The organism is Duganella sp. OV510 (assembly GCF_900100205.1).
GTDB lineage: Bacteria > Pseudomonadota > Gammaproteobacteria > Burkholderiales > Burkholderiaceae_D > Rugamonas.
On the sequence record NZ_FNEQ01000011.1, the window covers coordinates 130011 to 156905 of the forward strand.

29 protein-coding genes are annotated in these 26895 nt (G+C 62.0%); 25 read left to right on the forward strand and 4 right to left on the reverse strand.

Features of this window, described 5'->3' with window-relative positions; translation table 11 throughout:
- The first annotated feature begins 223 nt into the window (after positions 1-223).
- From BLS51_RS24965 to tatC, 24 genes are all read left to right on the forward strand, one after another.
- Positions 224-1027, forward strand: coding sequence for an ABC transporter ATP-binding protein (locus tag BLS51_RS24965; protein WP_090191014.1), 804 nt, complete (start codon positions 224-226; stop codon positions 1025-1027).
- The gene (gene mlaE / locus BLS51_RS24970; protein ID WP_090190701.1) at positions 1024-1809 is read left to right on the forward strand and encodes a lipid asymmetry maintenance ABC transporter permease subunit MlaE; all 786 of its coding nucleotides are present in this window, start codon (positions 1024-1026) and stop codon (positions 1807-1809) included. The genes BLS51_RS24965 and mlaE overlap by 4 nt, the downstream gene beginning before the upstream one ends.
- Before the next feature lie 23 nt (positions 1810-1832).
- Entirely contained in the window at positions 1833-2303 is a 471-nt protein-coding gene (gene mlaD / locus BLS51_RS24975; protein WP_090190699.1) for an outer membrane lipid asymmetry maintenance protein MlaD, read from the forward strand.
- Positions 2300-3085: an MlaA family lipoprotein gene (locus BLS51_RS24980; RefSeq protein WP_090190696.1), complete on the forward strand. Its 786-nt coding sequence runs from the start codon at positions 2300-2302 to the stop codon at positions 3083-3085. Before mlaD ends, BLS51_RS24980 begins: the two co-directional genes overlap by 4 nt.
- Before the next feature lie 42 nt (positions 3086-3127).
- On the forward strand, positions 3128-3769 hold the full coding sequence (locus tag BLS51_RS24985; RefSeq protein ID WP_090190694.1) for an MlaC/ttg2D family ABC transporter substrate-binding protein: 642 nt from the start codon (positions 3128-3130) through the stop codon (positions 3767-3769).
- A 9-nt stretch (positions 3770-3778) separates the two neighbouring features.
- A complete protein-coding gene (locus tag BLS51_RS24990) occupies positions 3779-4204 on the forward strand; it encodes an STAS domain-containing protein (protein WP_090190692.1) in 426 nt (141 codons plus the stop codon).
- Positions 4205-4363: 159 nt separating this feature from the next.
- Positions 4364-5278 carry an ABC transporter ATP-binding protein gene (locus BLS51_RS24995; RefSeq protein WP_090190688.1) on the forward strand — a complete coding sequence of 305 codons (915 nt, stop codon included), beginning with the start codon at positions 4364-4366 and terminating at the stop codon, positions 5276-5278.
- On the forward strand, positions 5275-6042 hold the full coding sequence (locus BLS51_RS25000) for an ABC transporter permease (RefSeq protein WP_090190686.1): 768 nt from the start codon (positions 5275-5277) through the stop codon (positions 6040-6042). The genes BLS51_RS24995 and BLS51_RS25000 overlap by 4 nt, the downstream gene beginning before the upstream one ends.
- 22 nt (positions 6043-6064) lie before the next feature.
- Positions 6065-6301, forward strand: a complete 237-nt coding sequence (locus BLS51_RS25005; protein WP_090190683.1) for a BolA family protein — start codon at positions 6065-6067, stop codon at positions 6299-6301.
- 2 nt (positions 6302-6303) lie between these two features.
- Positions 6304-7554 (forward strand): UDP-N-acetylglucosamine 1-carboxyvinyltransferase, encoded by a 1251-nt coding sequence (gene murA, locus BLS51_RS25010; protein ID WP_090190681.1) that lies wholly within the window; start codon positions 6304-6306, stop codon positions 7552-7554.
- A 4-nt stretch (positions 7555-7558) separates the two neighbouring features.
- Positions 7559-8224, forward strand: coding sequence for an ATP phosphoribosyltransferase (gene hisG / locus BLS51_RS25015; RefSeq protein WP_090190679.1), 666 nt, complete (start codon positions 7559-7561; stop codon positions 8222-8224).
- A complete protein-coding gene (hisD, locus tag BLS51_RS25020) occupies positions 8221-9534 on the forward strand; it encodes a histidinol dehydrogenase (RefSeq protein ID WP_090190677.1) in 1314 nt (437 codons plus the stop codon). Before hisG ends, hisD begins: the two co-directional genes overlap by 4 nt.
- Before the next feature lie 3 nt (positions 9535-9537).
- Positions 9538-10350, forward strand: coding sequence for a DNA-methyltransferase (locus BLS51_RS25025; protein WP_090190675.1), 813 nt, complete (start codon positions 9538-9540; stop codon positions 10348-10350).
- A gap of 13 nt (positions 10351-10363) precedes the next feature.
- Positions 10364-11464 carry a histidinol-phosphate transaminase gene (gene hisC / locus BLS51_RS25030; protein WP_090190673.1) on the forward strand — a complete coding sequence of 367 codons (1101 nt, stop codon included), beginning with the start codon at positions 10364-10366 and terminating at the stop codon, positions 11462-11464.
- Between the two features lie 21 nt (positions 11465-11485).
- Positions 11486-12076: an imidazoleglycerol-phosphate dehydratase HisB gene (gene hisB, locus BLS51_RS25035; RefSeq protein WP_090190670.1), complete on the forward strand. Its 591-nt coding sequence runs from the start codon at positions 11486-11488 to the stop codon at positions 12074-12076.
- 8 nt (positions 12077-12084) lie between these two features.
- Positions 12085-12723, forward strand: coding sequence for an imidazole glycerol phosphate synthase subunit HisH (hisH, locus tag BLS51_RS25040; protein WP_090190668.1), 639 nt, complete (start codon positions 12085-12087; stop codon positions 12721-12723).
- 28 nt (positions 12724-12751) lie between these two features.
- On the forward strand, positions 12752-13540 hold the full coding sequence (gene hisA, locus BLS51_RS25045; protein WP_090190666.1) for a 1-(5-phosphoribosyl)-5-[(5-phosphoribosylamino)methylideneamino]imidazole-4-carboxamide isomerase: 789 nt from the start codon (positions 12752-12754) through the stop codon (positions 13538-13540).
- Positions 13541-13542: 2 nt separating this feature from the next.
- Positions 13543-14316: an imidazole glycerol phosphate synthase subunit HisF gene (hisF, locus tag BLS51_RS25050; protein ID WP_090190663.1), complete on the forward strand. Its 774-nt coding sequence runs from the start codon at positions 13543-13545 to the stop codon at positions 14314-14316.
- Entirely contained in the window at positions 14313-14738 is a 426-nt protein-coding gene (gene hisI / locus BLS51_RS25055) for a phosphoribosyl-AMP cyclohydrolase (protein ID WP_090190661.1), read from the forward strand. Before hisF ends, hisI begins: the two co-directional genes overlap by 4 nt.
- Positions 14735-15073, forward strand: coding sequence for a phosphoribosyl-ATP diphosphatase (locus tag BLS51_RS25060; RefSeq protein WP_090190659.1), 339 nt, complete (start codon positions 14735-14737; stop codon positions 15071-15073). Before hisI ends, BLS51_RS25060 begins: the two co-directional genes overlap by 4 nt.
- A gap of 12 nt (positions 15074-15085) precedes the next feature.
- Complete coding sequence (locus BLS51_RS25065) at positions 15086-15454, forward strand: histidine triad nucleotide-binding protein (protein ID WP_090190656.1); 369 nt, start codon at positions 15086-15088, stop codon at positions 15452-15454.
- A 116-nt stretch (positions 15455-15570) separates the two neighbouring features.
- Positions 15571-15774 (forward strand): Sec-independent protein translocase subunit TatA, encoded by a 204-nt coding sequence (tatA, locus tag BLS51_RS25070; RefSeq protein ID WP_090190654.1) that lies wholly within the window; start codon positions 15571-15573, stop codon positions 15772-15774.
- Positions 15775-15786: 12 nt separating this feature from the next.
- Entirely contained in the window at positions 15787-16302 is a 516-nt protein-coding gene (gene tatB / locus BLS51_RS25075; RefSeq protein WP_090190652.1) for a Sec-independent protein translocase protein TatB, read from the forward strand.
- Positions 16303-17058, forward strand: coding sequence for a twin-arginine translocase subunit TatC (gene tatC / locus BLS51_RS25080; protein WP_090190650.1), 756 nt, complete (start codon positions 16303-16305; stop codon positions 17056-17058). It begins immediately after the preceding gene.
- A gap of 3 nt (positions 17059-17061) precedes the next feature.
- On the opposite strand, the gene BLS51_RS25085 is transcribed toward tatC, so the two are convergent.
- The 4 genes from BLS51_RS25085 to BLS51_RS25100 all read right to left on the reverse strand — a co-directional run bounded on the left by BLS51_RS25085 (position 17062) and on the right by BLS51_RS25100 (position 25655).
- Entirely contained in the window at positions 17062-17403 is a 342-nt protein-coding gene (locus BLS51_RS25085) for a hypothetical protein (protein WP_090190647.1), read from the reverse strand.
- A gap of 97 nt (positions 17404-17500) precedes the next feature.
- On the reverse strand, positions 17501-19426 hold the full coding sequence (locus BLS51_RS25090; RefSeq protein ID WP_090191012.1) for a DUF885 domain-containing protein: 1926 nt from the start codon (positions 19424-19426) through the stop codon (positions 17501-17503).
- 77 nt (positions 19427-19503) lie between these two features.
- Positions 19504-23670 (reverse strand): DEAD/DEAH box helicase, encoded by a 4167-nt coding sequence (locus BLS51_RS25095; RefSeq protein ID WP_090190646.1) that lies wholly within the window; start codon positions 23668-23670, stop codon positions 19504-19506.
- A complete protein-coding gene (locus BLS51_RS25100; RefSeq protein WP_090190643.1) occupies positions 23667-25655 on the reverse strand; it encodes a S9 family peptidase in 1989 nt (662 codons plus the stop codon). Before BLS51_RS25100 ends, BLS51_RS25095 begins: the two co-directional genes overlap by 4 nt.
- A 128-nt stretch (positions 25656-25783) precedes the next feature.
- Here BLS51_RS25100 and hemE point away from each other — a divergent pair, with 128 nt between their 5' ends.
- Positions 25784-26869: a uroporphyrinogen decarboxylase gene (hemE, locus tag BLS51_RS25105; protein WP_090190641.1), complete on the forward strand. Its 1086-nt coding sequence runs from the start codon at positions 25784-25786 to the stop codon at positions 26867-26869.
- Positions 26870-26895: the final 26 nt, after the last annotated feature.

Below are 26895 nucleotides of genomic sequence, written 5' to 3' on the forward strand. Positions count from 1 at the left end.
GCCTGATTTCCCTGCCGGATGCAGATGGGTGATCCCTGACTGCATCCGGTTTTTTTCATTTAAGCGGCGCTGGACTGTAACAATTAGTGCCCGGTGTAAATTGCTGACTTTGGGTTCAGTAGTGTTGTATTATCTGCTACCCAATGTTGGCTCTTCATGGGCCCTTCAGCAGAGATTGACCTTTCTGCACTACAATACGGCATTCCAAAAAATGAGTTCAGTCGTGCCTAATCTCGTCGAAATCCGTGACCTACACTTCTCCTATGGCAAGCGCGCGATCCTGTCCGGCTTGAATATGGACTTCCCGCGCGGGAAGGTGATCGCGGTCATGGGCGGTTCTGGCAGCGGCAAAACCACGGTGCTGCGCCTGATCGGCGGCCAGCTGCGTCCGCAGAAAGGCCACGTCAAGGTGCAGGGCCAGGTGGTGCACAAGCTGAATACCGCCGGCCTGTATCTGTTGCGCCGCAAGATGGGCATGCTGTTCCAGCACGGTGCGCTGTTCACCGACCTGACGGTGTTTGAGAACGTCGCCTTCCCGCTGCGCGAACACACTGACCTGCCGGAAGAGCTGATCCGCAACCTGGTGCTGATGAAATTGCAGGCAGTGGGCCTGCGCAACGCCGCCAAGCTGAAACCGGGCGAAATCTCCGGCGGCATGGCGCGCCGCGTGGCGCTGGCGCGTTCGATCGCGCTGGACCCGGAACTGATGATGTATGACGAGCCGTTCGCCGGCCTGGATCCGATCTCGATGGGCGTCACTGCCAACCTGATCCGCAACCTGAACACGGCGCTGGGCTCGACCACGATACTGGTGTCGCACGACGTCAAGGAGAGCTTTGCCATCGCCGACTATGTTTATTTCCTGTCGCAAGGCAAGATCGTTGCGCACGGCACGCCGGCCGACATGCTGGTGTCCACCGACCCGTATGTGAAGCAGTTTGTCCACGCGGAAGCGGACGGCCCGGTGCCGTTCCATTATCCAGGCAAGTCCCTGGCCGACGATCTGGGCCTGGGAGTGCAAGTATGAGCTTGAAGAACTGGTTGTCCAGCCTGGGCGCGCCGCTGCGCGACTATGTAGAGAGCATCGGCTATGGCGCGCGCGCCTTCGCCAACCTGCTGAGTGTGTCGCCCGGCCTGCTGAAGCGGCCGCGCCTGGTGGTCGAGCAGCTGCATTTCATCGGCAATTACTCGATGCTGATCATCACCCTGTCCGGCCTGTTCGTCGGCATGGTGCTGGGCCTGCAAGGCTATACCACGCTGAACAAATACGGCGCCGAGCAGTCGCTGGGCGTGCTGGTGGCGCTGGGCCTGACGCGCGAACTGGGGCCGGTGATCACCGCGCTGCTGTTTGCCGGCCGCGCCGGCACTTCGCTGACCGCCGAAATCGGCCTGATGAAGGCTGGCGAGCAGTTGTCCGCCATGGAAATGATGGCCGTCAACCCGATCCAGCGCGTGCTGGCGCCGCGCTTCTGGGCTGGCGCACTGGCGGTGCCGCTGCTGGCCTCGGTGTTCAGCGCCGTGGGCGTGCTGGGCGGCTGGCTGGTCGGTGTGCAGCTGATCGGCGTTGATGACGGCGCCTTCTGGTCGCAAATGCAGGCCAGCGTCGACATCTGGAACGATATTTATAACGGCTTCATCAAGAGCGTGGTGTTTGGCATCGCGATTACCTTCATCGCCCTGTATCAAGGCTACGAAGCGCAGCCGACGCCGGAAGATGTGGCGCGCGCCACCACCCGCACTGTTGTGATTTCATCGCTGACGATCTGGTGGCTGGACTTCATGATGACGGCGCTGATGTTCAGCAAGTAATAAGAAAACAAGGAAGAAAACAAATGCAACGCAAATCTCTGGATGTCTGGGTCGGCCTGTTTATCGTTATCGGAGTGTGTGCGCTCATGTTTTTGGCGCTGAAAGTCGGTAGCATGAACTCGATCTCGTTCGGCAAGACCTATGCGATCACCGCCAAGTTCGACAACATCGGCAGCCTGCGCCCGCAAGCGGCGGTCAAGGCCGCCGGCGTGGTGGTCGGCCGTGTGGGAGAGATCAAGTTTGATGACAAGACTTATCAGGCGCTGGTAACCTTGAACATGGAATCCAGTTATGTATTTCCTAAAGACAGCTCGGCCAAGATTCTGACCGCCGGCCTGCTGGGCGAACAATACGTCGGCATTGAAGCCGGCGGCGATACCAACAATCTGGCGGCCGGCGACAAGATCGCCCGCACCCAATCGGCTGCCGTGCTGGAAGACCTGATCAATCAGTTCATCTACAGCAAGGCCGCAGACGGAAAGGACGATAAATGATCACTAAACAATTCCGCCAAGCAGCACTGGCACTGGGCGTCACCATGCTGCTGGCCGGCTGCGCCGGTCCGAACCCGCGCGACCCGTACGAGGGCTACAACCGCGCCATGTTCAATTTCAACGATACGGTCGATACCTATGCGCTGAAACCGGTGGCTACCGGCTACAAGAACGTCACGCCGCAGTTTGTGCAGACCGGCGTCAGCAACTTCTTCGGCAACCTGGGCGACGCCTGGACCGCGATCAACCAGTTCCTGCAAGGCAACGGCGAAGCCGGCATGTCGGATGTCAGCCGCTTCGCGCTGAACTCGACGCTGGGCGTGCTGGGCCTGTTCGATATCGCTTCGGAAGCTGGCTTGCAGAAACACAAGGAAGACTTCGGCCAGACGTTGGGCGTTTGGGGCGTGGAATCCGGTCCTTACCTGGTGCTGCCGCTGCTGGGCCCGTCCACCGTGCGCGATACCGTGGCGCTGCCGGCCGACATCGCCGGCGATATCTGGCGCTACAAGGACCCGACCAATGTGCGCAATATCGGCACCGTGGTGCGCGTGGTCGATACCCGCGCCAGCCTGCTGGACGCCTCGTCGCTGCTGGAAGACGCCGCGCTGGACCGCTACGAATTCCTGCGTGACGGCTATATGCAGCGCCGCGAAAGCCAGGTCCATCCGGACGGTGCGCCTCGCAAGGTACAAAAAGATGATACTGATGAAACTTCTGCACCGGTGTCATCCGAACCGGCCGCAAAAGAGTTAAACTCCGGCACACCACCGGCTGCGAACTGACGCCAGCCTGTGACCCGAAGAACCACTCATAAGGCATAAACAATGAACTTCATCAAAAATTTTATCGCTTTGGCAACCGTTTCGCTGGCGTTCACCGGCGTTGCCGCCGCCCAGGAAGCACCTGATGCGCTGGTCAAGCGCATCAGCGAAGATGTCATCAACACCGCCAAGGCTGACAAGGCCATCCAGGCTGGCGACACCAAGAAGGTCATCGACCTGGTGGAAAGCAAGATCCTGCCGCACGTCGATTTCCAGCGTATGACTTCGCTGGCTGCCGGCCGCTTCTGGCGCCAGGCCACTCCTGAGCAGCAGCAACAGCTGACCGCCGAGTTCCGCAAGCTGCTGGTGTTCACCTACTCGGGCGCGCTGTCGCAAGTGAAAGACCAGACCATCGAATTCAAGCCGCTGCGCGCCGATCCGTCGGACAGCGAAGTGGAAGTGCGCTCGCAGGTCAACCAGGCTCGTGGCGAACCGATTCCGCTGAACTACCGCGTCGCCAAGACCGCCAGCGGCTGGAAAATCTACGACATCAATGTGCTGGGCGCCTGGCTGGTGGAAACCTACAAAGGCACGTTCGCTTCCGAGATCAACAAGGGCGGCATCGACGGCCTGATCAAGGCGCTGGCGGACAAGAACCAGAAGCTGGCCAACAAGCCGCTGAACACCAACGCACCTAAGAAGTAAGCTGACATCATGTCCAACGTTGTTACCGAAGCCACCGACAACCTGCAGTCGCTCACGTCCCTGACCGTGCTCAACGCCACCGTGGCGCTGGAGCGCGGCTACGCCGCCCTCAAGGCCGGCCAGACCGTGTTCGACCTGCGCCATGTGTTGACGGTGGATTCGGTGGCAGTGTCGGTGATGCTGTCGTGGCAGCGGGCTGCACAGGAAGCAGGCATACAGCTGTCGCTGCAAAACCTGCCGCCGGCGCTGCAAAGCCTGACCAAACTGTACGGCGTGTGTTCGCTGCTGTTCCCCACCGACGTCAAGCTCGACCAGGGCTGCGACGGCGCCAGCAATCCGGCGCACGACGAATTCTCCCCGGTGGAAGCACCGGAATCGGTCTTCAGCAAGAAGACCGAACTGGCTGGCGACGCCGCCGGCCACCATCACCATTGACCCCCGCCCCACCCCGCCGCCTGTAGTAATCACCCGGTCCGGCTCGGACCGCTTGAAATTCCAATATAATTGAACGTTGCCGCAACCGCAGTGTTGCGGCCCCCGCAGGACCTTCGCGCGCGCCGGTTCGGCCGCCGCAACCTTATAGATAAGCCAAGCATGACAGCAATCCAAATTAGCAATGTCGAAAAGCGCTACAAGTCGTTGCAGGCGTTGGGCGGCGTATCCCTGAATATCGAGGAAGGCGAGTTTTTCGGCCTGCTCGGCCCCAACGGCGCCGGCAAGACCACGCTGATTTCCATCATCGCCGGCCTGATCCGCCCGGACGCCGGCTCGGTCAAGATCCACGGCCACGATGTGGTCAGCGATTTCCGCGCGGCGCGCCGCAACCTCGGTGTGGTGCCGCAGGAACTGGTGTTCGACCCGTTCTTCACCGTGCGCGAAACGCTGCGCCTGCAATCCGGTTACTTCGGCCTGAAAAACAACGACGCCTGGATCGACGAGGTGATGCACAACCTCAACCTGACCAACAAGGCCGACACCAATATGCGCGCGCTGTCGGGCGGCATGAAGCGCCGCGTGCTGGTGGCGCAGGCGCTGGTGCACAAGCCGCCGGTGATCGTGCTGGATGAACCGACCGCCGGCGTCGACGTCGAGCTGCGCCAGACGCTGTGGCAATTCATCACGCGCCTGAACCGCGAAGGCCACACCGTGGTGCTGACCACCCACTATCTGGAAGAAGCGCAAGCCATGTGCAAGCGCGTCGCCATGCTGAAGCTGGGCCAGGTGGTGACGCTGGACACGATGGCGTCGCTGGTGCGCCGCATCTCCGGTTCGCAGCTGATCGTCAACATGACGCACGGCGATTTGCCGGACGATTTGCGTCCGCTGATCACGCATCCGGAAACCACCGAGCACGGCAAGAAGTACAGCCTGCGCATCAACGAATATGCTGAAGTCGAACAGATCCTGAAACGCCTGCGCGAGTCGGGCGCCATCATCGACGAGATGCAACTGCAACAAGCGGATCTGGAAGATATCTTCTTGCAGATCATGGACAAAGGGACCGTATGAATTTCATCTCCGCCGGATTCCGCACGCTGGTCTACAAGGAAACGCTGCGCTTCTGGAAAGTCGCCACGCAGACCATCGCCGCGCCGATTCTCACCGCCATGCTGTACCTGCTGATCTTCGGCCACGTGCTGGAAGGCCGCGTCACCGTGTACCAGGACGTCAACTACACCTCGTTCCTGATTCCAGGCTTGGTGATGATGAGCGTATTGCAGAACTCCTTCGCCAACTCGTCGTCGTCGCTGATCCAGTCCAAGATCACCGGCAACCTGGTGTTCGTGCTGCTGACGCCGTTGTCGCACTGGGAGATTTTCTCGGCTTACGTGCTGGCCGCCATGGTGCGTGGCATCGCGGTGGGCCTCGGCGTGTTCCTGGTGACCACCTGGTTTGCCCACCTGACGTTCGCGGCGCCGCTGTGGATCATCGTGTTCGCGCTGCTGGGCGCCGCCATCCTCGGCACCACCGGCCTGATCGCTGGCATCTGGGCCGAGAAATTCGACCAGCTGGCCTCGTTCCAGAACTTCCTGATCGTGCCGCTGACCTTCCTGGCCGGCGTGTTCTATTCGGTCCACTCGCTGCCGCCGGTATGGCAGGCGGTATCGCATCTGAATCCGTTTTTCTACATGATCGACGGCTTCCGTTACGGCTTCTTCGGCCAGTCCGACGTCAATCCCCTGGTGAGCCTGGCCATTGTTTCGGCCTTCCTGGTGGTGCTGGCGTTCCTGGCGATTCGTTTGCTGCGCAGCGGCTATCGCCTGCGTCACTAAAATTTAGGTAAGGACACCCATCATGGCTACGACCCCAGAACTCATCCACGGCTACATCAAGGCCGGTCTCGAATGCACCCACCTTGAAGTGGACGGCGACGGCCAGCACTTCCAGGCGGTGATTGTGTCGCCTGCGTTTGCAGGCAAGCGTTTGATTCAGCGCCACCAGCTGGTGTACGCTGCATTGGGCGACCGCATGCGCGAGGAAATCCACGCGCTGTCGATGAAAACCCTCACCCCTGAAGAATACCAAGGATAAGCATGGACAAGCTTCTGATTCAAGGCGGTAACCGCCTGCAAGGCGACATCACCATCTCCGGCGCGAAGAACGCCGCCCTGCCTATCTTGTGCGCGGGCTTGCTGACCTCCGGCGATCTGGAACTGTCCAATGTGCCACACCTGCACGATGTCTCGACCATCCTCAAGCTGCTCGGCGAAACCGGCCTGAAAGTCACGCAGGACAACGACAAGGTGATCCTGAACGGCAGCGCCATCACCAAGCTGGAAGCGCCGTACGACCTGGTGAAAACCATGCGCGCTTCGATCCTGGTACTGGGTCCGCTGCTGGCGCGCTTCGGCGAAGCCAAGGTCTCGCTGCCGGGTGGCTGCGCCATCGGTTCGCGTCCGGTGGATCAGCACATCAAGGGTCTCCAGGCGCTGGGCGCCGACATCACCGTGGAAGGCGGCTACATCTACGCCAAGTGCGCCAAGCTGAAAGGCGCGCGCATCGTCACCGACATGATCACCGTGACCGGCACCGAGAACCTGCTGATGGCCGCCACGCTGGCCGAAGGCGAGACCGTGCTGGAAAACGCCGCCAGCGAACCGGAAGTGACCGACCTGGCCAATCTGCTGGTGGCCATGGGCGCCAGGATCGAAGGCATCGGCACCAGCCGCCTGGTGATCCAGGGCGTCAGCGAACTGCATGGCGCCAAACACGCCGTGATCTCGGACCGCATCGAAGCCGCGACCTTCCTGTGCGCGGTGGCTGCTGCCGGTGGCGACATCACCATCCGCAACACCCGTGTCGATATCATGGACGCCGCGCTGGACAAACTGCGCGAGATCGGCCTGCAACTGACCATCGGCGACAACTGGATCCGCGCGCAGATGGACCAGCGTCCGCACGCCGTAACCTTCCGCACCACTGAATACCCAGGCTTCCCGACCGACATGCAGGCGCAGTTCATGGCGGTGAACACCATCGCCGACGGCGCCAGCCGCGTGACGGAAACCATTTTTGAAAACCGCTTCATGCACGTCCAGGAGATGAACCGTCTGGGCGCGCAAATTGAAACCGATGGCAACACCGCCTTTATCAAAGGCGTGGAACAGCTGGTTGGCGCGCCTGTGATGGCGACCGACCTGCGTGCCTCCGCTTCGCTGGTGATCGCCGGCCTGGCTGCGCGCGGTGAAACGCTGATCGACCGCATCTATCACCTGGACCGTGGCTACGATCAGATGGAAGTCAAACTCTCCGCCGTAGGCGCCAACATCAAGCGAATCAAGTAAAACCATGAGTGCATTCCAAGCCGACTCCCAGCAGCTGATTCTTGCGCTGTCGAAGGGCCGCATTTTCGAAGACACCTTGCCGTTGCTGGAAGCAGCCGGCATCACCGTCACCGAGAATCCGGAAACTTCGCGCAAGCTGATCCTGCCGACCAACGACCCTAACGTGCGCGTGCTGATTGTGCGCGCCACCGACGTGCCGACCTATGTGCAGCATGGCGCGGCGGATTTCGGTGTGGCCGGCAAGGATGTGCTGCTGGAGCATGGTGGCGAAGGGCTGTACCAGCCGATCGACCTGCATATCGCCGAGTGCCGCATGTCGGTCGCGGTGCGCAACGGTTTCGATTACGAGACTGCCGTGCGCCAGGGCGCGCGTTTGCGCGTGGCCACCAAGTTTGTGGAAACCGCGCGCGCGCACTTTGCCAAGAAGGGCGTGCACGTCGACCTGATCAAGCTGTATGGCTCGATGGAGCTGGCGCCGCTGGTCGGCCTGTCGGACGCGATTGTCGATGTGGTCAGCACCGGCAACACGCTGCGCGCCAACGACCTGAAAGAGGTTGAGGCCATCATGGATATTTCGTCGCGCCTGATCGTCAATCAGGCCGCGCTGAAGATGAAACGCGAGCGCCTGCAACCGATTATCGAAGCATTTGAACGCGCCTCCAAAAAATGATTACCAAGCTCGATTCCAGCCAGGCCGATTTCACACAGCGCCTGGACACCCTGCTGGCGTTTGAAGCCAGCACCGACGACGCCATCGAATCCGCTGTCGGCAAGATCCTGGCCGACGTCAAGGCGCGCGGCGATGCCGCCGTCATTGAGTACACCAACAAGTTCGACCGCTTGCCGAACGGCGGCGCCACCAGCATGGCGGCGCTGGACGTCTCGCAGGAAGAACTGCAAGCCGCCTTGGCGGCGATTCCCGATGCGCAGCGCAAGGCGCTGGAAGTCGCCGCACACCGCGTACGCGTGTTCCATGAACGCCAGAAGCAGGAACTGAACGGCTTCACCTACACCGAAGCCGATGGCACGGTGCTGGGCCAGCGCGTGACGCCGCTGGACCGTGTAGGCATCTACGTCCCTGGCGGCAAAGCCGCTTATCCATCGTCGGTGCTGATGAACGCGATCCCCGCGCACGTCGCCGGCGTGGAAGAAATCATCATGGTGGTGCCAACGCCGGACGGCGTGAAGAACCAGATGGTGCTGGCTGCCGCCGCGATTGCCGGCGTCACCCGCGTCATCACCATCGGCGGCGCGCAAGCTGTGGCCGCACTGGCCTACGGCACCGATACCATTCAGGCCGTCGATAAAATCGTCGGCCCGGGCAACGCCTATGTGGCGTCGGCCAAGCGCCGCGTGTTCGGCACGGTCGGCATCGACATGATCGCCGGCCCGTCGGAAATCCTGATCGTGGCCGACGGCACCACCGATCCTGACTGGATTGCCATGGACCTGTTCTCGCAAGCGGAGCACGACGAGCTGGCGCAAGCCATCCTGCTGTGCCCAGACGCCGATTACATCGCCAAGGTCGAAGCGAGCATAGAAAAGCTGCTGCCGACAATGCCCCGCGCGGAAGTCATCCGCACCTCGCTGGGTGACCGTGGCGCGCTGGTCAAGGTGCGCGACATGGACGAAGCCTGCGCCATCGCCAACAGCATCGCCGCCGAGCATCTGGAAATCTCCGCCGTCGAGCCGCAGCAATGGGCCGACAAGATCCGCCACGCCGGCGCCATGTTCCTCGGCCGCTTCTCGTCCGAATCGCTGGGCGACTACTGCTGCGGCCCGAATCACGTGCTGCCGACTTCGCGCACCGCGCGCTTCTCGTCGCCGCTGGGCGTCTACGATTTCCAGAAACGCTCGTCGATCATTCACGTCAGCGAAGCCGGCGCGCAAACGCTGGGCAAGGTCGCTGCCGAACTGGCCTACGGCGAAGGCTTGCAGGCGCACGCCCGCAGCGCGGAGCTGCGCCTGAGGAATGACTAAGAGATGACGGACACCTGGCTCAATCAGGTCTTTTGCGAGGATGCGCTGGCCGGACTGGCGCGCATCCCCGACGGTTCCATCGATCTGATTCTGACCGACCCGCCGTATAACCTCGGCAAGGACTACGGCAATGCCTCGGACCAGCAAACGGTAGACGACTACCTGCTCTGGACCGAGCAATGGATAGACGCCGCCCTGCCGAAGCTGAAGCCCAACGGCAGCTTGTACATTTTCCTGACCTGGCGTTTTTCGCCGGAGATTTTCGTCATGCTGAAAAAGCGCATGACGATGATGAACGAAATTATCTGGGACCGCCGCGTGCCATCGATGGGCGGCAGCGTGCGCAGCTACTCGTCGGTGCATGACACCATCGGCTTTTTCGTGCGCCGCAAGGATTACTACTTCGACCTGGACGCGGTGCGCATTCCGTATGATGCCGAAACCAAGAAGGCCCGCTCGCGCTCCATCTTCATCGGCGCGAAATGGCTGGAAGTGGGTTACAACCCGAAGGATTTGTGGAGCGTGTCGCGCCTGCACCGCGAGCATCCCGAGCGCGCCGACCATCCGACGCAGAAGCCGCTGGAGATTATCGAGCGCATGGTCAAGGCTTCGTGCCCGCCGGATGGCGTGGTGCTGGACCTGTTCATGGGCAGCGGCACGACGGCGATCGCGGCCAAGCGCACCGGCCGCAATTATGTCGGCTTCGAGCTGAATCCTGAATACTGCGCCATCATCAATGAACGGCTGGCGATGCCGGAAATCCCGGCGCCGCCGCCGAAGAAACCCAAGAAACCCCGCAATTCCGTCACCTCATAGGAGCTTGAGTAAGATGTCCCCCATCGACACGCTGGTCAACAGCACCATCCGTCCCGACGTCAGAGCTGTCGCCAGCTATCACGTCGCCGACGCGAGTGGTTTCATTAAACTGGATGCGATGGAGAACCCTTACCACCTGCCGCATCATCTGCGCGAGGATCTCGCCCAGCGGTTGGCCGATGTGGCGCTGAACCGCTACCCGGTGGCCTCCTACGCCAGCATCAAGCAGCGTATCGTCGACAAGCTGGGCGTGCCGGACGGCTATGACGTCATCCTCGGTAACGGCTCGGATGAGCTGATCTCCATCCTGTGCATGGCCTGCGCCATGCAGGACCGTCGCGCCACTGTCGTCGCGCCGACACCGTCCTTCGTCATGTACCAGCGCTCGGCGCAATTCGCCGGCATGGATTACGTTGGCGTGCCGCTGAAGGCCGACATGACGCTGGACCTGCCTGCCATGCTGGCGGCCATCGCAGAGCACAAGCCGGCGCTGGTGTTCCTGTCCTACCCGAACAACCCGACCGGCAACCTGTTCGCCGCAGACGACATCGTCGCCATCATCCGCGCGCTGGACAGCAACGGTAGCGGCCTGGCCGTGGTGGACGAGGCATATGAACCGTTTGCCCAGCAAACGTTCATGCACCGCCTGCCGGAGTTCAACAACCTGGTGGTGATGCGCACCGTATCGAAGCTCGGCCTGGCCGGCATCCGCCTCGGCTATATGTCGGCGGCGCCGCAATTGCTGGCGGAATTCGACAAAGTGCGGCCTCCTTACAACATCAACGTACTGACGCAGGTTGCCGCCGAATTCGCGCTCGACCATGTGGCGGTGCTGAACCAACAGGCGGCCGCTTTGCGCGCCGCACGCGCCGATCTGACGGCTGCATTGGCCCGTATCCCGGGTGTGGAAGTTTTTCCGTCAGCGGCGAATTTTATCTTGATTCGCGTGCCGAATTCCGACGATGCCCACGCGAAACTGCTAGCCCACAAGGTTTTAATTAAAAATGTGAGTAAAATGCACAGTGTGCTGGCCAATTGCCTACGCATTACTGTCAGTACTCCGGAAGAAAATTCCGCCTTCCTCGATGCGTTCACCGCATCGCTGGCAGCCTGAACACCATCGCGAGCTTTTTTCATGAACCGCACCGCAGAAATCATCCGTAATACCAACGAGACGCAAGTCCGCGTTTCCATCAACCTGGACGGCACCGGCAAGCAAAAGCTGAACACCGGCGTGCCCTTCCTCGACCATATGCTGGACCAGATCGCCCGCCACGGCCTGTTCGACCTGGAAGTCGAAGCCACCGGCGATATCCATATCGATAACCACCATACGGTGGAAGACGTCGGCATCACGCTGGGCATGGCGGTGGCCAAGGCCATCGGCGACCGCAAGGGCATCGTCCGCTACGGCCACTCCTATGTGCCGCTGGACGAGGCGCTGTCGCGCGTCGTGCTGGATTATTCCGGCCGGCCAGGCATCGAGTACCACATCCCGTTCACGCGCGCCATGATCGGCACCTTTGACGTCGACCTGACGCTGGAATTTTTCCGTGGCTTCGTCAACCACGCGCTGGTGACGCTGCACATCGATAACCTGCGCGGCACCAATGCCCACCACCAGTGCGAGACCGTGTTCAAGGCCTTCGGGCGTGCGCTGCGCATGGCGTCGGAGCTTGATCCACGCGCCGCCGGCACCATCCCGTCGACCAAGGGCACCCTCTAAACCACATCATGAAAAAAATCGTAGTAGTTGATTACGGCATGGGTAATCTGCGCTCGGTCGCGCAGGCGCTGCGCGCCGTGGCGCCGGAGGCCGATGTGCTGATTTCCGGCGAAGTGGCGGACATAGAATCGGCCGACCGCATCGTGCTGCCCGGCCAGGGCGCGATGCCGGACTGCATGCGCAGCCTGCGCGAGTCCGGCGTGCAGGAGGCCTTGCTTACGGCCTCCCGCAACAAGCCTCTTATGGGAGTGTGCATCGGCGAACAAATGCTGTTTGATGTCAGTGAGGAAGGCAATGCCGCCGGCCTGGGCCTGTTACCCGGCAAAGTGGTGCGCTTTCAGCTCGACGGCCAGCTGCAGGAAGACGGCTCACGCTTCAAGGTGCCGCAAATGGGCTGGAACCAAGTGCAGCAAACGGCGTCTCACCCGATGTGGCAGGATATTGCCGACAACGCGTATTTCTACTTCGTGCACAGCTATTTTGCGCAGCCGGAGCAGGCCGCGCATACCGTTGGCCAAACTGTCTACGGTGCGCCGTTCAGTTGTGCCGTCGCGCGTGATAATATTTTTGCGACCCAGTTCCACCCGGAGAAAAGTGCCGCGGCCGGACTGCAGCTGTACAAGAATTTTGTCCACTGGAACCCTTGATTTCTTTTTTATACTTACTTAAACCATCATGCTGCTTATTCCTGCCATCGACCTCAAAGACGGTCACTGCGTTCGCTTGAAACAAGGCGATATGGAACTCGCCACCGTATTCTCCGAAGATCCGGCCGAGATGGCCCTGCATTGGCTGAAGCAAGGCGCGCGCCGCCTGCACCTGGTTGACCTGAACGGCGCCTTCGCCGGCAAGCCGAAGAACGAGGCGGCCATCAAGTCGATCTTGAAAGCGGTGCAGGACTACGCCGAGGAAAACGACCTGGACGAAATCCCGGTGCAACTGGGCGGCGGCATCCGTGACCTCGACACCATCGAGCGCTACCTGGACGCCGGCATCACCTACGTCATCATCGGCACCGCTGCGGTCAAAGAGCCGGGCTTCCTGCACGACGCCTGCGGCGCCTTCCCTGGCCACATCATCGTCGGCCTGGATGCCAAGGACGGCAAGGTCGCCACCGACGGCTGGAGCAAGATGTCCGGCCACGAAGTCATCGACCTGGCGAAGAAATTCGAAGCCTATGGCGTGGAATCGATCATCTATACCGACATCGGCCGCGACGGCATGATGGGCGGCGTCAATATCGAAGCCACCGTCAAGCTGGCGCAAGCCGTCAAGATTCCGGTGATCGCCTCCGGCGGCCTGCATAATCTGGCCGACGTGGAAGCGCTGTGTGCGGTGCAGGACGAAGGCATCGAAGGCGTGATCTGCGGCCGTTCGATCTACGAAGGCACGATCGACCTGGCATCGGCGCAGGAGCGCGCGGATGAGCTGAGCGGCGACCTGATCGAGGAAGAAGACGAATAACCATGCTGGCTAAACGCATCATCCCCTGCCTGGACGTGACCGATGGCCGCGTCGTCAAAGGCGTCAACTTCACCGAGCTGCGCGATGCCGGCGACCCGGTGGAAATCGCCCGCCGCTACGATGAGCAGGGCGCCGATGAGCTGACCTTCCTCGACATCACTGCCACCAGCGATAACCGTGGCCTGATCCTCGACATCATCGAAGCGGTGGCCTCGCAGGTCTTCATTCCGCTGACCGTCGGCGGTGGCGTGCGCGAGGTGGCCGATGTGCGCCGCCTGCTGAACGCCGGCGCCGACAAGGTCAGCATGAACTCATCGGCGGTGTCGAATCCGCAGCTGGTGTATGAGGCTTCGCAGAAGCACGGCTCGCAATGCATCGTGGTGGCAATCGACGCCAAGCAGACTGCGCCGGGCAAGTGGGAAGTGTTCACCCACGGCGGCCGCAAGGCCACCGGCATCGACGCCATCGAGTGGGCGAAGAAAATGGAACAGCTGGGCGCCGGCGAAATCCTGCTGACCAGCATGGACAAGGACGGCACCAAGTCCGGCTTCGACCTCGGCCTGACGCGTGGCGTGTCCGACGCCATCAGCATTCCGGTGATCGCCTCCGGCGGTGTCGGCGGCTTGCAGGACCTGGCCGACGGCGTCAAGCTGGGCAAGGCCGATGCGGTGCTGGCCGCCAGCATCTTCCACTTCGGCCAATATTCGGTCCAGGAAGCCAAGCGCTTCATGGCGCAGCAGGGCATTCCGATGCGCCTGGATGGAGTGGCGGCATGAACGCGCCGGTCCAGCCCAAGGCTGCCTGGCTGAAAAAAGTGAAATGGGACGAACACGGCCTGGTGCCGGTGATCGCCCAGGAAGCCGTCACCAACGATGTGCTGATGTTTGCCTGGATGAACCGCGAGGCGCTGGCCAAGACGGTCGAGCTGGGCGAGGCCGTCTACTGGAGCCGCTCGCGCAAGAAGCTGTGGCACAAGGGCGAAGAGTCCGGCCACGTGCAGAAGGTGCTGGAAGTGCGCCTGGATTGCGACGAGGACGTGGTGCTGCTGAAAATCGAGCAGGCCGGCGGCATCGCCTGCCATACCGGCCGTCATTCCTGCTTCTTCCAGAAATTCGAGGGCGACGCGCAGGAAGGCGACTGGCAAAACACCGAACCGGTGCTGAAAGACCCGAGCGATATTTACAAGGCAGGCAAATGAGCACCATTCTTGACCGGCTGGCGGACGTGATCGAATCGCGCAAGCCAGCCAACGGCGGCGATGCCGCCACCTCCTACACCTCCAAGCTGTTTGCCAAGGGCGACGACGCCATCCTGAAGAAGATCGGCGAGGAAGCCACTGAAACCGTCATGGCCGCCAAGGATGCGCGCGCCGGCGGCGACAGCGGCAAGGTGCTGTACGAAGTGGCTGACTTGTGGTTCCATACGCTGGTGCTACTGGCGCAGTTCGACCTGAAGCCGCAGCAAGTGCTCGATGAACTGGCGCGCCGCGAGGGCGTGTCCGGCATTGAGGAAAAAGCTTCCCGCAAAGAATAAATGGAGTCCTGAGTGGAAAACTGCATCTTTTGCAAAATAGCTGAAAAGAAAATTCCTTCGACCACCGTGTACGAAGATGATGATTTGCTGGCCTTCAAGGATATCAATCCGCATGCGCCTGTGCACCTGCTGGTGATTCCAAAAAAACACTATGCAACGTTGCAGGATGCTGCGGCCGAGCCTGAATTGCTGGGCAAGATGATGGCGCTCGCCCCCCGCCTGGCAGAGGAATTCGGCTGCTCGGTCAGCTATGATGCGGACGGCACGCCGACTCGTGGTTACAAGGCCCTGGTTAACAGTGGGCCGGATGGTGGCCAGGAGGTGTACCATCTGCACTTGCATGTGATCGGCGGGCCGCAACCATGGCGCGGCAAGCGTTGAACTGACGCAGAACAGCCTTATTTACCTGAGAAACGGCGCTTCGCGTATACTATCGCTGCGGTTCTAGGAATCAACGAATTTAATCCAGGCGCAATGCGCCTTGTAAGGGGAATATGATGGGTTCTACTAGCTGGGTACATTGGGCAATTTTGCTGGTTGTCGTGATCTTGATCTTCGGCACCAAAAAGCTGGGCAATATGGGTTCGGACATCGGCAAGGCTGTCAAAGGCTTCAAGGATGGCGTCAAGGGCGGTGAAGAAGACAAGCCAGCCGCACCTGCGCCAGGCACGATCGACGTCGACACCAAAGAGAAGAAGTAATCTCCGGCGCGTATGATCGATCTCGGTCTCACCAAAATTGCTGTCATCGGCGTGGTCGCGCTGATCGTTATCGGTCCTGAAAAGCTGCCCAAGGTGGCGCGCATGGCCGGGACGTTGTACGGCCGCGCCCAGCGTTATCTCAACGACGTGAAGTCCGAGGTGACGCGCGAAATCGAGATGGAAGAGCTGCGCAACCTGCAAAAGGAAGTGCAGGAAGCCGCGCAAAGCGTCAAGTCGGAAGTGGAAAACTCGATTTCGCAAAACATGGCGGATGTCGAGAACAGCTGGAGCGACAGCTCATCTACTTCGGAGACGGCGGCTTCGTCCGGCTATTCGGCGTACAGCCACGTCACCACCGACGACCTGGCGCGCAAGGCGCGCGAGTTCCGCCGCAAGAAGCTGGTGCGCAATTCCGCCATTCCCAACTGGTACAAGCAGCGCAACGGCGGCAAGATGCATGTGACGTCCGGCGCCGCCCGCGTGGCGCGCTTCCGTCCGCGTGGCCCGACCAATAGTTCTTTCTACTAAATGAGTACACCTAACCAGGGCGAAGAGACCTTTATCTCTCACCTGATCGAACTGCGTGACCGCCTGGTCAAGGCAACGATCGGCATTGCGATCATGTGCATCGGGCTGATGATCTGGCCGGGGCCTTCGCGCATCTATGACATCATTGCCGAACCGATGATTGCCGCGCTGCCGGTTGGCTCGAAGATGATCGCTACTGGCGTGGTGTCGCCGTTCCTGGTGCCGATGAAGGTGACGCTGGTGATTGCCATCATCCTGGCCTTGCCGTGGGTGCTTTACCAGCTGTGGGCGTTTGTGGCGCCGGGCTTGTATGCGCATGAGAAGCGGCTGATTGCGCCGCTGGTGATTTCGTCGTCGGCGCTGTTCATGGGCGGCGTGGCGTTCTGTTATTTCTTGGTGTTTGGCCGGGTGTTCCACTTTATCGCTGAATTCTCGCCGCAGTCGATTGCGGTGACGCCGGATATCGAGAACTATCTGGACTTCGTGATGTCGATGTGCCTGGCGTTTGGCGCGGCGTTCGAGGTGCCGGTGGTGGTGGTGATCCTGGTGCGCATGGGCCTGGTGACGGTGGCCAAGCTGAAGGAGATTCGTCCTTACGCCGTCGTCGGCGCGTTTGTGATCGCGGCGATTGTGACGCCGCCGGATGCGGTGTCGATGTTCTCGCTGGCGATTCCGATGTGCCTGCTGTTCGAACTGGGCCTGCTGGTCGCCCCGCTGTTCGTCCGCATCTCCACTGCGCCGGAAGAAAAAGCCTGAGCGTTACGGCAACCGGCTGATGACATAGACTAGCGCTGTGATTTGCACCGCTTGCAGCGCCAATGAAATTCCCACCATCCAATACACGGCAGTCAGCTTGCGGTCGACATACGCCCGCAAGCGCTGCTCCAATGCCTCCAATTTGGCATAGATATCCGCGCGCAACATTTCGATGCGGGCGATCATGTCGGTTCTGAGAAGAACCAGTTCGCTCGGCGCGACCGTGGCTTCTGCCAGCGCGTGACTCAGTGCGCTAGCTTGTGCCTCCGCTTGTTCCGCCGGAATGCCGGCTTCAATCAGATTCCTGACGTACTCAAGAGTATTAAATTTGATGGGCATGGTCATGATACCTCCCGGATTTGATCGTAGCAGAAAACGGCCGCGTCGCAGCCATTCCCCGTCGTATCGAATCACCTGCCCATCAGTTTGAGCGCGCGCAGGATTACTGCGTCATCAGGCCCTTGATCACGCGCACTGGCGCGCTGCCGTAGCTGAGGAATTGCTCGTGGAATTCCTTCAGGTTGAAGCGCGGACCCAGCTGCTGCTTGCGCTGCTCGCGCAATTCCATGATCTCGCTGTAGCCGCTGAAGTAGCTGGTCAGCTGCACCGACGACACTTGCACCCGGTGCCACTTCTCCACCGCTTCGGTGCGCGTCTGGAAGGCCTGGCGCGTCAGCAGATCGATGGCCTGCTCTTCGGTCATGCCCAGCACATGCACGCTGTAATCGAGGATGGTGTTGGTCACGCTACGCAGGTTCCACTTGGAATACATCAGCCACATCTCCGGCGCGTTGTCGCCATAGCCGGACTCCAGCATCATGCGCTCGCCATACACCGCCCAGCCTTCCACCATCGCGCCATTGCCGAAGATCGACTTGACGATCGATGGCGAACGGTTGGCGTACACCAGCTGCGCATAGTGGCCCGGAATCGCCTCGTGGATATTCAGAATCTGCAAGATCCAGTGGTTGTACTCGCGCAGGCTGCTTTCGGCCTGCTCCGGCGTCGCGTTATCCAGCGGCGTCACGTTGTAGAAGGTGCGGTCCTGCGGACGATACGGCCCCGGTGCATCGATGCTGGCGCCCGCCACACCAGCGGCATAGGCCGGCGTCGCACGCACTTCCAGCGGCTTGTTCGGGTCCAGCGTCAGCAGGTTCTTGCTGATCACCCAATCCTGCAGCACCGGAATCTGGCGCTTGATCTCGTTGACGAAATCCTCGCGCGCCACATGGCGCGCCGACAGCTTGTCGATCACCAGGCCGATCTTGGCAAAGCGGTCGGCCGGCTTGGCGGTGTTGCCCATGGTCTTGTCCCACAGCTCATCGGACAGCTTGTCCATATTCGCCAGCAGTTCTTCGCGCGTCGCCAGCGCTTTCTGATAGGTCTGCTCGGCGGTGCTGGCCGACTGGATATCGTAGGCAAACTTCTGCTCATACAGATCCTTGCCCAGGCGGAAGGAGCGGCGGCCCTTGGTGTCCATCTGCTTGTCCATCTCGGTCAGGAACGCCACGTAGTTGTCCACCGCCGTCAGCGCAGCATTGATGCGCTGGGTGTACTGCTGCTTCTCCACCGCCGTCAGGATCGACGCCTGCGCTGCCTTGTCAACTTCGATCAGCAGGTTCTGCACGCCAGGCGCCTGCTTGATCGCCAGGCGGGTATGTTCGCGCGTCGGGTTGATGATGTTGGCGCGCGCCGCTTCGTAGTAGTCCGGAATGCTGGCGATGCGCTTCAGCAGCGTGCGCAGGCGCTGCGGCTGGGCCGCGTATTCGGTATTCAGGATCAGGTCGATCGGACCGGCGACATTGTAGCTGGCCGGATTCCATTCCCATTCACGCAGCGTGGTCAGGCGGAAGCGGTCGGCTTCCAGCTTGTTGACCAGCAGCGCCAGGTCAGTGCGCTGCTTGGACGCCAGGCCATTGGCCTTGACCGCGCCGAAGCGCGTCAGCCAGTCGTTGATGAAGGCCAGCTCCTTGGCCTGTTCTTCCCTGTTCGGCACGGTCAGCACGGCGGCGGTGTCGTACTTGCCGGCGTAGATCGCGCTTTCCGAATCGATGCGCCACAGCGCGTTGAGGAATTGGTTGCTCAGGTTGTCGAACTGGCGGTCCTGCCAGCGTTCGGACGCTACCTTGAGCGCCGGCACGCTGGCTGCGGCGGCGACAGTGCGGCCTTTGCCGGAGGCCTTGGCTGCAGCCTTGCCATTGCCCTTGCTCTTGCCGGCCTTGCCTGATTTGCCGGCCTTGCTGCTCTTGGCCTTGCTGGCGCTGCTCTTCTTGGTCGGCACTGCTTTTTTCTGCGGCGTAGCGGCGTCGGCCGGCGCGGCGGCCAGTGCCGCCATCAGCGCCGCCAGCGCGAATTTAGTCTTGATCATCATATACAGCCTTGTCTTCGAAGCGGAAGAGATTATCATTAAACCGCCCGCTTGAGGCCGTCCGATACAAGCCGAAATTATTTCTTCAAGCCCTCTTGCAGCATCGCTAACATTTCAGAAGACGACATGCGGCCACTGACATCGCTGCCTTCCAGCAGGCTGTCGGCTAGGTCGCGCTTGTGCTGGTGCAGGTCGACGATGCCTTCCTCGATGGTATGCCGCGCCACCAGGCGGTAGATGGTCACCGGCCGCAACTGGCCCATGCGGTGGGCGCGGTCGGAAGCCTGGTCTTCCACTGCCGGATTCCACCACGGGTCCATGTGGATCACGTAATCGGCGGCGGTCAGGTTGATGCCGACGCCGCCCGCCTTCAGCGAAATCAGGAACACATCGCCGTCGCCGGCCTGGAAGGCGTCGACGCGCTTCTTGCGGTCGGCCATCGAGGTCGAGCCGTCGAGGTATTGGTAGCTGACGTTCTGCGCGTCCAGGTGTGCGCGGATCAGCGCCAGGTGGTCGACGAACTGGCTGAACACCAGCACCTTGTGCTTGTTCTCCAGCAGGCCTTCCAGCAGGTGCGCAAAGGCCGCCAGCTTGCTGCTGGCCAGTCCCAGCTCCGGCGCGATCAGGTTCGGATTGCAGCAGGCGCGGCGCAGCTTCATGATCTCGGCCAGGATCTGGATCGATTTCTTCTCGGCCGGCCCTTCGACCTTTTCCAGATTCTCCAGCGCGGCGCGGCGCAGCGATTCGTACAGCGCCGTTTCGTCGGCCGACAAATCCACTTCCAGCGTGATCTCGGTGCGCGATGGCAGCTCGGTCAGCACCTGCGACTTGGTGCGGCGCAGGATGAACGGCTGGATCAAACGGCGCAAGCGCTTGCGCGCACCCAGTTCGGCACGATGGTCCTGCGGCTTCTCGATCGGCGCGGCGAAGCGCAGGTTGAATTGTTCGATGCTGCCCAGCAGGCCCGGATTGATGAAGCGGAACAAATTCCACAGCTCGCCCAGGTGGTTTTCCAGCGGCGTGCCGGTGACGGCGATGCGGAAGTCGCCCTTCAGCGCCATCACCGCCGCCGAGCGCTTGGTGGCGGCGTTCTTGATCGCCTGCGCCTCATCCAGCACAATGGTATTCCACTGGACCTTGGCAAACAGCGCAGCCTCCAGTTGCAGCAGGCCGTAGCTGGTCACCACCACGTCATAGCCGTGCAGCGTGTTCAGCTGCTCAACGCGGTCGCCGGGGCCGAACAGCTGCACGTTCAGCGTCGGCGCGAAGCGTGCGGCTTCGCTGATCCAGTTCATGCAGACCGAGGTCGGCGCGATCACCAGCGTCGGGCCTTGCGGCGCGCGCGACAGGATCAGCGCCAGCGCCTGCAGCGTTTTGCCGAGGCCCATATCATCGGCCAGGCAGGCGCCCACGCCCCAATGCGCAAGGCGCGCCAGCCAGTTGTAGCCTTCCAGCTGGTAGTCGCGCAACTCCGCCTGCAGGGTGCTTGGCAGCTGCGGCTCAAACGCGGTTTGCTGCTGCATGCGCGACAGGTGTTCTTTCCACAGCTTGTCGGACTTGAGGCCGCCGACATCGTCGGCCAGTTCTTCCAGCGCGAACGAGGCCAGTGGATGGACACGCACGCCGTCGGCGGTGATTTCACCATAGGCGCTCACCTCTTGCAGGCGGCGGTACAGTTCATCGGTCAGCGCCATGTAGCGGTTTTCGCCCAGTTCGACGAAGCGGCCGTGGCTTTTCTCCATCATCTGCAGCAGCGTGCGCAAGTCGATGACCTTGCCCTCGTCGACTTGCAGCTCGCCGCTGGCGGCAAACCAGTCCTTGTTGCTCTTGATGGCCAGGCGCAAATGCTTGGTCTCCACCTTGTTGGTGACGCGGAAGCTCTCACCCTCGGGCCAGGCGATGACGATGCTGGCCGGATCGAGCGCTTGCAGCTCCACCAGCAGTTGCAGGCATAGCGCGGGCTGGCCCAAGAGCCATTCGCCGTGATCCTGTTCGGCCGATTCCAGCACCGGGCATTTGGCGATCAGGTCGCGCTCCGCATCGCGCTCGTCGATCAGCTTGCGGCGCGCCTGCACCGGCTTGCCGCCGATGTCGGCGATGACGCTGTCGGCGCCGTCACCCGGCTTGTAGTAGGCGCCGTTAGTCTGATGCGGCAGCGGCCGCACCAGGATCTGCATTTTCAGCCCATGCTGGTAAGGCAGCAGGTGCAGATGCAGGCGCATGTCGGCTTCCATCTGCTCCATGTCGGGCGCGGCGCCGCCGATGTCCGACTGTACCGTCACCAGCGACGAGATGGCGCTGATGGCCGACAGCACCTGCTGTTCGGCGTGCGCCGGCACATTCAATGCGTCGCCGACGATGGCGGCGATCTTGCGGTGTTCGTCGAGGATGTTGACCACCCGCAGGCGGGTTGGCGTTTCCTTGCTGATGACCACCGACGAGCTATCGTCCGGGATCGGTGGTTGCAAGCGCAGTTCCAGGTTGCCGGGACTGCGCTTGACCAGCAGTTCCGGCTCGCCGGACAGCATTTCCACCCGCATGTCCGGCAGGTCGGACCAGAACAGCAGCGGGTGATTCACCAGCATCGGTGCGGCGCGCTGCGGATCGATTTCATACGTCAGGCCGGTGGACTGGTAGCCGCGATGCGCCACGGTGATCGCTTCGGCTGCACGGATATCCTGCGGCGTCAGGAAATCGAACTGCTCGGATTCGAAGCGCAAACGCTTCAGGCCCACGGCGCGGCCCTTGCTCCACAGGCCGCGCGCATCGCGCTTCTGTTCCAGCGGCGCGATATCGGTCAGGCCGTGGCGGTGATCGTAGGTCAGCAGCCACACCAGGCGCGAACTGCCCGCCGCATCCGGCGCGGAGGGCTGGTGCAGATTGATCAGCGCGGTGAGCTGGCGCTGCCAGCCTTCCTGGCGCTCGAACCAGGTACTCAGGTCGGGGAAGCCGTAGCGCGAGCGCAGCGCCTGCGCGTGCGTCTGCATGGCGGCGTCGCCCATCTGGCCGAGCAGCGCGGCGGACTGGCTGGCGATGAACATATAGCCGGCGCGTTCGGCGTTCTTGACCAGCTCCTGCAACTGTTCCTTGCGCTCCTGTAGTGCCGGCAGCGACAGCCAGAAATACAGCAGGTACTGGAACATCTGGGTTTGCAGCGACGGTTCCCACGGCAGCGCCGATACGGCATCCACTTGCATGATGCCGGCGCGGATCTGGCGCAGCAGGTCGATTTGCTGGTACACCGAGCTATCATGATTCTTCGGCAGCTTGACCGCGATTTCCAGGTAGGCTTCGGCGTTTTTCAGGTGTTTGGCATCGCCGCTGCGCAGCGCCGACAGCAGGTACAGGTTGCCGCCCATGCCGCTGAACAGCTGCTTGCGTTTGCCGGTATCGCGGCGCAGCGTTTTCAGCGCGACGTCAAAGCCGGTGATGGCGGCACTGGCGGCGCCGCGCAGCAATACGATGATGCTGGCGAGGTACTGGCTTTGTGCGCCGGCCGTGCGTTCGAGGTAGCGTTTGGCGTCGTCCAGGCGGCCGCACAGCAGCGCGTCTTCGGCCATGGCCATGCGCAGTTCGGCGTTGATGTCGCCGTGGCGGCGCTGCATATGCATCTCGCAGTATTCGCGTATCAGCGGCGCGGTGGCTGGTTCGTGCTGGGCGTTGTGCATCAGGACCGCCAGCACGTCGTCTTGCAGCAGCGGGCTGACCAGCATGATCATGCCCGGCTCGAACGGACGGCCGAAGATGTCGACGATAGGGTGCAGCTGCGCCGCTTCATAGCTGCCCAGGCAGAACGCCAGCACCTGCTGGATCTGTTGCGGGCCGTGGCCGCGCAGTAGGCCCATGCGCAGGCGCGCCATGCCGGCGCGGTAGCTGCGCGGTTCGGTGCTGTTCCAGGTCTGGCGCATCGGCACCAGTTCCGTGTAGGCGGCGCACAGGTCTTCCATTGCGTGGGTGCCGATGGCGGAGCGGATCGCCGGCCAGCGCAGCTTCGGATTGCAGACAAAGCCGCGCCCCGTCACCACGCTGATGAAGGCCAGGCGTTCCAGCTTCGACATGGCGTCGTCCAGCGTGGCGACGGTGTACAGCTTGCCGTCGTCATTCTGTTCGATGCGCGCGTGGTTCAGATGATCGAGAATGGCGGTGCGGCCCATCGGCTCGCCGACCAGCGCGAGCAGGGCGAGTATGGCTTTTTCATGGAAGGGCAGCGCGTCGAATTCGGCGAGCAGCTTGGGATCGCTCATGCGTGGTTCAGCTTAAAGATGTTTTGATAGAAGTGCAGTTCCGCTTCCAGCGTGCGGATGATGTTCTCGGCTTTGCGGAAGCCGTGGCCTTCGCCCTCCAGTTCGACGTATTCGACCGGAATGCCGCGCTTTTTCAGCGCGTCGACCATCATTTGCGATTGCTGCGGCGGCACCACCTTGTCGTCCAGGCCCTGGAAGAAGATCATCGGGCGCGACAGCTTGTCGGTGTGGTTGATCGGCGAGCGCTGGGCGTAGACGGCGTCGGCCTGCGCTTTCGGTGCGATCAGGTATTCGTTGTAGTGCGATTCGAATTTGTGCGAGTCCTGGTCCAGCCCTTTCAGGTCGGAGACGCCGTAGTAGCTGGCGCCGGCCTTGAACACGTCGTGGAAGGTCAGCGCGCACAGCGTGGTCAGGCCGCCGGCGCTGCCGCCACGGATGATCAGGCGGTCGCCGTCGGCCAGGCCGCGTTCCACCAGCGCCCTGGCGCCGGCGACGCAATCCTCGACGTCGACGATGCCCCACTGGCCTTTGAGCAGGTCGCGGTAGGCGCGGCCAAAGCCGGTGCTGCCGCCGTAGTTCACATCCAGCACGCCGAAGCCACGACTGGTCCAGTACTGAATCTTCAGGTTCAGTGTGTTGACCGTCATGCCGGTCGGGCCGCCGTGGCCGATGACGATGACCGGCGGCTTGCTGCCTTCGGGCGCCTGCACGTCCTTGTTGCGTGGCGGGTAGTAGAAGGCGTGCGCGGTACGGCCATTGGCGCTGGAGTAGCTGATGCTGCTGGGGATCGACAGGTCGGCTTGGTCCGGCAGCTCTTCGATCGACTGGGCGAGGATTTCGACGCCTTCTTCGGTGAAATCGATGCGTGCCAGTTCCATCGGGATGCCCGGGCCGCCGGCAAGCATGGCGATGTAGCCTTTGCCGACGCGGAGTTCGCGGATTTCCTCGTACGGGTTGGCGATGGCTTCCAGCTTGCCGCTGCCGGGCAGCAGGCGCGCCAGGCGGCTGACGCCCTTGTCGATATAGGTGCAGATGATTTCGCTGGCCGAGCGGAAGCCGTACATGCTGTTGCCGAAGGTCCAGTGCGGGGAGGCGAATTCAGCCTCCATCGGACACAGGCCTTCGCTGCGCTGGCGGTCGCGGCACAGGCGGTACAGGTTCCACCAGCCGCTGCGGTCGGAGACGAAGTGCAGCAGGTTGTCGGGCGACCATTCGGGCTGGCAGATGGATTCTTCTTCGCTGCCGGCGATGCGTTGTGGCGTGGACAGGGTGCCATCGTCGTTAAAATCGGCCAGCCAGAGCGTGGTGCCCTGCCACGGCATGCGCGGATGGTCCCAGCTCAGCCAGGCCAGCGAACGGCCGTCCGGCGACACGCGCGGCGATGAATAAAAGTCCGCGCCCTGCACCAGCACCGTCTCGGCGCCTTCCGCGCCCGGACCGGCCGCCGCAGAGCTGCCGGCCGTCGTCACGCCCGCCGCCGCCGTGTTGCCCGCCGCCCCGAGGCTGATGGCGCAGATGGTGTTGCCTGGCTGGGCATGCTTGTCATCGCTATGCAGCTCGCGCACGGCGATCAGGCGATTGCGGGCGCGGTCGACTGCGAAATCGGCGAAGCGCTGCTTGCCAGGCTGCGTGATCGGCAGCGCTGCGCCGTCCGGCACCAGGCTGTAGACGACGTTGTCCTTAAAATGCGTGAAATACACCGTCTCGCCATCGACCACATAGGCGCCGCCGCCATATTCATGCACCCGCGAGCGGACATTGAAGGGTGCCGCCGTCAACTCTCCGGTAGTCACGCCATGATGGCGCAGCAGGGTATTGCGGCCCGCCTCCGCCGCCCGCCCGGCCAGCCAGAAGATATCGCTGCCATCCGTCCCACCCAGCAGCAAGGACGACATCGGCGTCGCCCCGGCCGCCACGCGCTCCGCGCTGATGGTCGACGGCCAGGCGCCATAGGCAGCGATGGTGGCAGGTGCGGAAGAGGTCATAAGGCGGCTCCAGAAAGGTCTATGCGCAGCATTGTACCGGGGAGCTTCCCCCTGCGGACCATGCTTACCAGCGGAAAATCGGCGTGGGATGCGATAATAGCGCCTTTGAATGTCCTGGATTGCCTTCCATGCCACAATTTGCTCCGCTCAAGAATGACACCTTCCTGCGCGCGTTGCTGCGCCAGCCCACCGACTACACGCCAGTGTGGCTGATGCGCCAGGCCGGAAGGTATCTGCCAGAATACCGCGCCACCCGCGCCAAAGCGGGCTCCTTCATGGGCCTGGCCACCAATCCGGACTACGCCACCGAAGTCACCATCCAGCCGCTGGACCGCTTCCCGCTGGACGCCGCCATCCTGTTCTCCGACATCCTGACGGTGCCGGACGCGATGGGCCTGGGCCTGCACTTTGTCGAAGGCGAAGGCCCGAAATTCGAGCGTCCGCTGAAAACCGAAGCCGACGTGCTGGCGCTGCGCCAGCCGGAAGCCGGTTCGCTGGACTATGTCTTCAATGCCGTGACCCAGATCCGCACCGAGCTGAATGGCCGCGTGCCGCTGATCGGCTTCTCCGGCAGCCCATGGACGCTGGCCTGCTATATGGTGGAAGGCGAAGGCTCGCGCGAGTTCCACACCATCAAGAAGATGCTGTACAACCGCCCGGACCTGATGCACCGCATCCTGGAGATCAACGCCAAATCCGTCGCCGAATACCTGAACGCGCAGATCGACGCCGGCGCCCAAGCGGTGATGATCTTCGACTCGTGGGGCGGTGCGCTGGCCGACGGCGCCTACCAGGAGTTTTCGCTGAAATACATGCAGCAGGTGGTGTCGCTGCTGAAGCGCGAAAAAGACGGCGTCAAAATCCCGGCCATCGTCTTCACCAAGGGTGGCGGCCACTGGATCGAGCAAATCGCCGACATTGGCGCCGACGCGCTGGGCCTGGACTGGACCGCCAACCTAAGCAAGGCGCGCCAGCTGGTCGGCCACAAGGTCGCGCTGCAAGGCAATCTCGATCCTGCCATCCTGTTCGCCAGCCCGGAGCAGATCACCGCCGAAGTCCACAAGGTGCTGGACGCCTTCGGCAAGCCGGATGCCAACGGCAGCGGCCACGTATTCAACCTGGGCCACGGCATTTCGCAGTTCACGCCGCCGGAGAACGTTGCGGCCATGGTGGAAGCGGTACACAGCTACAGCAAGGCCCAGCGCGCAGCCTGAGCTGATCTGTGAACAAGGGGCACGTG